We start from the raw sequence: 6,763 nt of genomic DNA on the forward strand, positions 1-6,763 counted from the left end.
AGCGGCATACTTTCGGGTTTTTGTTACGCTGATATGGCTCTAGCGGCGTGCATGCCTCCTGCCAACCCCGCGCCCGCGCGTACGCACGCGCGTGGGGAGCATTGGGAGCCAAGTGCGGACCCAAACGTTTCCGCTCCGCAATGGCGCTTGTTCAAAGGGGGTTCAGCGTGCTTCGCGCACGGCAACCGCGCTTGAATGGTGTACAGGGCGCCTTTAGAGGAACGTGCGACGCCGCCTGGCCGACGAGGAGAGTTTCACATGACGTTTGTTTCGAAGCTTGCGCTGACTGCAATGCTTGCGCTGGGTTCCACCGCGCTGGTGTCGACGCCGGCGCTGGCCCAGAAGGACAAGAAGGATGCCTCGAAGGAGGATCCGAACGCGCTCAAGGTGGGCGATGCCTTCCGCAAGGCCGCCGCACCGGCGGTGGAGGCCGTGCAGGCGAAGAACTGGGCGGCGGCGACCCCGGCGCTCGACGCGCTTGATCAGGTCGCGCAGAACGACGACGAGAAATATTATGCGGCCTATCTGCGCACGCGCGTTCAGATCGGCCAGAACGACATGGCGGGCCTCACCAAGACGCTGCCGGTGCTGATCGCCAGCCCGCGCACCCCGGCGAATGAACTGCCGATCTACAAGCGCCAATATTACACGATCGTCGGCAACCAGGCGCTCGCCGACAAGAAATATGCCGAGGCGATCGACGGCCTGACCAAGGCGCGCGAGGCCGGCAACAATGATTTCGACATCTCGATCGGGCTCGCCAACGCCTATGCGCAGACCGGCAAGCCGAACGAGTCCGTCGCCGAGGTCGATCGCGCGATCCAGACGGTGAAGGCGACGGGCCAGAAGCCGCCGGTCGCCTGGTATCAGTTCGCCATCCCGCGCGTCTATGCCACCGGCAACCGCGCCGCGACGGCGGAGTGGATGAAGAAGATGATCGCCGACTATCCGACCAAGCAGAACTGGCGCTGGGGCGTGCTGGTGATGCGCGGCAGCGCGGACCAGTCGGGCGGCCGTCTCACCTCGGCGCAGCGGATCGACCTGTATCGCCTGCTGCGCACCACCAAGGTGCTGGCGGACCAGAACGACTATCTCGACTATGCCGAATCGGTGAACGCGGCCGGCCTTCCCTGGGAAGCGGTGGCCGTGATCGAAGAGGGGCGCGCCGCAGGCAAGCTGCCCGCCGGCAATGCGGACATCGCCCGCGTCTATACCTCGGCGCAGACCAAGTCGAAGGCAGAAGGTTCGCTGACTCCGCTGGTCAAGCAGTCGCAGGCGGCGGCCAACGGCAAGATGGCCGCGCAGACCGGCGACGCATTCCTGGCCTCGGGCGACTATACCAAGGCCGTGGAAATGTACGACGTCGCGCTGCAGAAGGGCGGCGTCGCCACCGACGAGGTCAATCTGCACCGCAGCATCGCGCTCTACAATCTCGGCCGCAAGGACGAGGCGCGCACCGGCTTCGGCCAGGTCAAGGCGGCCCCGGCGGTTGACCTCGCGGCGCTGTGGACCGTCGCGCTGGATCTGCCGACGCTTTCCTGATCCCCTCGGCGAAGGCCAAAAGGAAAGGGGCGGTCCTGCGGGACCGCCCCTTTTTGTTGCCGTCGCCACCGATTGCGGGAGGATCAGCCCTTGAATTCGGGCACCGGCACGCCGGGCAGTGCCTTGGCGGTGCGGATGGTGAGCGACGTCTTGACGTGCTCGACATTGGGGGCGGTGGTCAGCCGCGTGGTAAGAATGGTCTGGAAGCTCTGCAGGTCCGGCGCGACGATCTTCAGGATGAAGTCGATCTCGCCGTTCAGCATGTGGCACTCCCGCACCTCGGGAATTTCCGCGACCAGCTGCTCGAAGGCGCGCAGATCGCTTTCGGCTTGACTTTTGAGGCTCACCATCGCGAAGACGGTAAGGTTATAGCCGAGCGCGCTGGGATCCAGCGCGGCGTGATATCCCTTGATCGCCCCTTCCTGCTCCAGCGCGCGGACGCGGCGGAGGCAGGGCGGGGCCGTCAGCCCGACCCTCTCGGCAAGCTCGACATTGGTCATGCGGCCATTTTCCTGGAGTAATCCAAGGATCCGGACGTCGATCTCGTCGAATCGCATTTCTTTCTGGGGCTCCTGCGTGGGTTCGTTTCTTCTGGCTGCTTGTTAGCATAATAAAATTACGCTTCAACGCAATTGTCCCACATTGCGACGTACCGAAATGGACTGTTTCCTCCATGTGTTGCAGCGCGCTATGCGGTACGCGTACGAATAATCTAAAGCATTGCGGGGGAAGACGGCTTTGCCGCTGCGTTTTGACGATACGCTGGAAACGGTGCTGGCGGGCGACCTGCGCTCGCCCACGGGGGCGCCCCTCGTCTGGCGGCAACTGGTGGACCTGCTCGGTCGGCAGCGTGTTCCCGCCGAGCCGCGCGCGCTGGACCTGCTGGAATCGCTCCGGCCGGTCGTGGCGCTGGATGTTCGCGCCGCCAGCGCACGCGCGCTCGACGGCGCCTGCCCGCCCGCCGCGCTGGTACGGCTGCTGGCAACCGACGATCTGATGGTGGCCTTGCCGGTGCTGCGCAGCGCCCAGCTCTCCGAACAGGCGTGGACCGAGCTGCTGCCGGTGCTCTCTCCGGCCGGGCGCCATGTGCTGCGCAACCGGCGTGACCTGCCGCCGGCGGTCCTTCGGGCGCTCGAGAGTTTCGGATCGGTGGACTTCGTGCTGGCCGACCAGCGTTCGCCCGACACGATCGCCGCCGAGATCGGCAGCCAGCCCATCGCCGCGCCGCCCGCCGCGGTCGAAAAGGGCGACGGGCTGTTTGCGGTGGCCGATCTGGTGGCGCGGATCGAGGCCTATCGCCGCGACCGCGACGCCGCCGACGCAACCGGGCGATCCGGCGATCGAGCGCGTAGCTTCCGCTTCGAGACCGACGCGGCCGGGATCGTCCGTTGGGTCGATGGCGTGAGCAGGGCGCCCGTCATCGGCCTCTCGCTGGATCTGCAGGGGCTCGCGGGCGCAAGCCGGCTGGACGGGGTCGCCGCGGGCGCGTTCCGCCGGCGTGCCGGATTCACCAATGCCCGCCTGACCATCGAGGGCGAATCGGATGCGGCGGGGGATTGGCTGGTTTCCGGGCTGCCGGCGTTCGAACCGGTAACCGGACGGTTCACGGGCTATCGTGGCAGCGCCCGGCGCCCCCGCGCGGACGAACGTGCGGAGCCCGCGCGGGCCCCGATCGAAGCGGACGCGCTGCGCCAGATCGTCCACGAGCTGCGCACGCCCACCAATGCGATCGCCGGCTTTGCGGAGATGATCGAGACCCAGATGCTGGGGCCGGTTCCCGAGGCCTATCGCGATCGCGCAGGGGCGATCCGCGCCCAGGCGCGCGATCTGCTGGGCGCGATCGACGATCTCGACCTCGCCGCGCGGATCGAGAGCGCGGCGCTGTCGCTGGGGGAAGGGCGGGTGGCGCTGCGGCCGCTGCTTGCCGGCATCGTCGCGGATCTGGGCGAATTGCTGACGCTGCGCGGCTCGGCGATCCTGCTGCCGAGTGAAGACATGGCCATCTCGGGTGACCGGCGCGCGGTGGAGCGCTTGCTCGCCCGCCTGCTCGCGACTCTGGTGTCCGCCACGGCGCGCGAGGAACGACTGCAGGTGCGCTTCGCACAGGACGATGACGAGCGGGTAGCCATCGCGATCGATCGGCCGCGGGCGCTGGGGCATTACCCGGGCGAAGCGGTGCTCGGCATCGACGACGAGCAGGATGAGGACGGCACGCTGCTCGGCACCGGTTTTGCGCTGCGGCTGGCGCGCAACCTGGCGCGGGAACTCGGCGGCAGCCTGATCATCGCGCCGGATATGCTCACCCTTCGCCTGCCGGCCGCCACGCCGGTCGCGCGCGAGCAGCTACACCGGAACTGAATTTCGATGGATCAGCTTGGGCTTGCGGCGAGGGCGGCGGCTCCGCTAGGGCGTGTTTGCGCTGGGGGCCTGTAGCTCAACGGTTAGAGCTGGCCGCTCATAACGGCTAGGTTGCGGGTTCGAGTCCTGCCGGGCCCACCAGTGTGCATGTCGCTTTGCCTTGTGTCCGCCGCGTGGACGCTCTAAGCGCGGCGGCTCGTCGGGGAGTAGCGCAGTCTGGTAGCGCATCTGGTTTGGGACCAGAGGGTCGCAGGTTCGAATCCTGTCTCCCCGACCACTTTCCCAGCGGGTGAAATCCTATAGGTGTCGGTCGCTCGATCGGCACCCGGCGCGGTCGCTCGGCTGGGCAGGCCTCGCGGCCAGCGGCGGCCTTGCGCCGCATCTTCTGCGGGGCGTACCGTTCCGCACATGCTCCCCGCCAGCAGCATTGGGCGCACCCTTGTGGCGCGCCCCGGCCGGCCCGTCACTTTGTGACGTCGTCCTTCGCTTGGGTGTTCGAATTGCTGGCCGGCGCCGGCGAGCCGGACCGGCCCCGCAACCTGTTCATGGGCGCCGATGTCGATCGTCCCCGAGATATTGGCGCCATGGGTACCATCCGGACATGGAAGGACGGCCCGATCTTGGGGTGACTCGAGCGTAGATCACCCATGCACCGGGAAAGCGACCACCTCGCCCCTGCGCACCGGGGCGTCAGCCGAGGATCATCTGGCCGATCAGAACGCCGTTCAACACGATCACGACGGTTGTGATCAGAAGCGCGGCGAGTCCCATCAAGCGGCCATTGGCGAAGCGGCCCATCAGCGCTGCATTGCCCGTGAAGCGCACCAGCGGAACGACCGCGAACGGAAGTTGCAGGCTCAGCACCACCTGGCTCAGCACCAGCAATCTGGCCACGCCTTCGTCGCCGTACAGGATGGCGACCGCCGCTGCAGGAATGATCGCAAGGCCGCGCGTGATCATCCGGCGCAGCCAGGGCGGCAGTCGCAGATCCAGAAAGCCCTCCATCACGATCTGTCCGGCAAGGGTGCCGGTGATGGTCGAGTTCTGGCCGGACGCGAGCAGCGCCACCGCGAAAACCGTGCTCGCGATGCCCACGCCAAGCGCAGGTGCCAGCAGGGCATAGGCGTCGCCTATCTCGGCGACCCCGGCACGGCCAGGCCCGTGAAACGCCGCTGCGGCAAGGATCAGGATCGCCGCGTTGACAAACAACGCAAGGCCCAGCGCCACGCTGCTGTCGATCGTCGCAAGCCGGATCGCTTCGCCCTTGCCGCGGTCGCTGCGATCGAACGCCCGCGTCTGGACGATCGAGGAATGCAGGTAGAGATTGTGCGGCATCACCGTGGCGCCAAGGATGCCGATGGCCACATACAGCATCGTCGGATTGGTCACGATTTCCGTAGAGGGCACAAGCCCGGCACCGATCGCCGCGAGGCTTGGCTGCGCCCAGGCAAGCTCCACCGCGAAGCACAATGCGATCACCAGCAACAGCGCGACGATGAACGCCTCCAGCTGCCGGAAGCCGTGCCGAAGCAGGATGAGGATCAGCAGCACGTCCAGCGCCGTCACGACGATGCCCGCGACGAGCGGCAGCCCGAACAACAGCTGCAGCGCGACTGCGGTGCCGATCACCTCCGCCAGATCGCAGGCGATGATCGCCAGCTCGCACAAGAGCCATAGTCCAAGCCGCGGGACCAGCGGGTAACGGGCGCGGCACGCCTGGGCTAGGTCCATCCCGGTCACGATGCCCAGCTTCGCCGAGAGGCTTTGGAGCACCATCGCCATGAGATTGGAGAGCAGGATGACCGAGAGCAGCGAATAGCCGAACGCCGAACCGCCGGCCAGGCCGGTGGCCCAGTTGCCGGGGTCCATATAGCCGACCGCGACGAGATAGCCGGGACCCGCAAAGGCGCCGAGCTTGCGCCAGAAACCGGCCGCCGCGGCGGGTACGGCGACGCTCCGGAACGCGCCGGGAAGGCTCGCCGCGTGTATCGCGGTCGAGCCCCCGGTCGCAGCCATGTCCCCCTCGAACGGTGACATTAGTTGGCGGCGCTGAGCTTGATCGTTCCGTTGACGCCGGTCGGGAAGAAACCTCCTCGATCCACCGACGCCTTGTTGAGATAGGCGATGTTGAGGACCTGGCCCGTCGTCCTGCTGAACGCCACGCCGTTGGAATCGACGGGTACGATGTTGGACGCATTGCCGATGGCGCGTACGCCCTGGTCCAGATCGCTGGACCCGTCGAGACTGTCGCGCGCGTTGGAGATCGCCTCGGTCGCGTCGATCAGCGAGGGCGTGGACAGGCCCTTCCGGTACAAGGTCGTGCGGATCAGGCCGGCATGATAGGCTTCCGCGGCGAGGATGCCGGCGGCAGCCTCCAGATAGGTCTTGTTGGTGATCAGCGGCGAGGCGCCCTTATAGGCGCTGACGCCGACGTCCTCGAAGATGAACGCGGCGAGCAGGAAATTCTCGTCGCTGGCATAGGGATCGAACGCCTGATTGGCGCCCACCAGTCCGGCCGCGCGGGCTGCGGCCGAGAAGGCGCCATTGGCGTCCGCGGACAGATCCAGCGCCGGCTGCGCGACCGCAGCGCTGCCAAGCGCGCTTCGCAGAAACGCGACGTGCGCCTGCTCATCCCCCGCGATCTCCCGGGCATAGCGCGCTACCGCATCGTCCTTGAACGCGACCTGGCGCGCGCCGTTGGCTGTCCCCTGCTGGCCGGTTCCCGACAGCAGGCTGGCAGGCAACGAGACGCCGTTGGCCGCGAACGAGTAGAACTGCGCCTCGAGATATTCGAGGTTCAGCGCGAAATTCAGCACGTCCGCGTCGGACAGGGACGCGCCCGGGGTAGGGGTGGGCGTCGGTG

Annotated in this window: 5 protein-coding genes and 2 tRNA genes; 4 read left to right on the forward strand and 3 right to left on the reverse strand. The window is 67.1% G+C overall.

Translation table 11 applies throughout. The annotated features are described in order from the left end of the window. Positions 1-258: 258 nt before the first annotated feature. Positions 259-1,542, forward strand: coding sequence for a tetratricopeptide repeat protein (locus S2M10_RS15340; RefSeq protein ID WP_168846873.1), 1,284 nt, complete (start codon positions 259-261; stop codon positions 1,540-1,542). Positions 1,543-1,625: 83 nt separating this feature from the next. Here the strand turns inward: S2M10_RS15340 and S2M10_RS15345 are convergent, their stop codons facing one another. Then, the gene (locus S2M10_RS15345) at positions 1,626-2,099 is read right to left on the reverse strand and encodes an Lrp/AsnC family transcriptional regulator (protein ID WP_093295502.1); all 474 of its coding nucleotides are present in this window, start codon (positions 2,097-2,099) and stop codon (positions 1,626-1,628) included. 181 nt (positions 2,100-2,280) lie between these two features. Here S2M10_RS15345 and S2M10_RS15350 point away from each other — a divergent pair, with 181 nt between their 5' ends. From S2M10_RS15350 to S2M10_RS15360, 3 genes are all read left to right on the forward strand, one after another. Then, positions 2,281-3,900 (forward strand): HAMP domain-containing histidine kinase, encoded by a 1,620-nt coding sequence (locus tag S2M10_RS15350; protein WP_168846874.1) that lies wholly within the window; start codon positions 2,281-2,283, stop codon positions 3,898-3,900. 65 nt (positions 3,901-3,965) lie between these two features. Beyond that, positions 3,966-4,041, forward strand: a tRNA-Ile gene (locus tag S2M10_RS15355). A 59-nt stretch (positions 4,042-4,100) separates the two neighbouring features. Further along, positions 4,101-4,177: transfer RNA gene (locus S2M10_RS15360), tRNA-Pro, on the forward strand. 413 nt (positions 4,178-4,590) lie between these two features. Here S2M10_RS15360 and S2M10_RS15365 read toward each other — a convergent pair. Together S2M10_RS15365 and S2M10_RS15370 are read right to left on the reverse strand one after the other, a co-directional pair. Beyond that, entirely contained in the window at positions 4,591-5,916 is a 1,326-nt protein-coding gene (locus tag S2M10_RS15365; protein ID WP_168846875.1) for an Nramp family divalent metal transporter, read from the reverse strand. Positions 5,917-5,936: 20 nt separating this feature from the next. Next, a partial coding sequence (locus tag S2M10_RS15370) for a ferritin-like domain-containing protein (protein WP_168846876.1) occupies positions 5,937-6,763 on the reverse strand: 827 nt, incomplete at its 5' end.

Origin of the sequence: Sphingomonas sp. S2M10 (assembly GCF_012650175.1) — a bacterium.
Taxonomy (GTDB): Bacteria; Pseudomonadota; Alphaproteobacteria; order Sphingomonadales; family Sphingomonadaceae; genus Sphingomonas.

Coding starts and splice junctions, on each gene's coding strand:
- S2M10_RS15340 (WP_168846873.1), top strand. CDS start 259: ATGACGTTTGTTTCGAAGCTTGCGCTGACTGCAATGCTTGCGCTGGGT.
- S2M10_RS15345 (WP_093295502.1), bottom strand. CDS start 2,099: ATGCGATTCGACGAGATCGACGTCCGGATCCTTGGATTACTCCAGGAA.
- S2M10_RS15365 (WP_168846875.1), bottom strand. CDS start 5,916: ATGGCTGCGACCGGGGGCTCGACCGCGATACACGCGGCGAGCCTTCCC.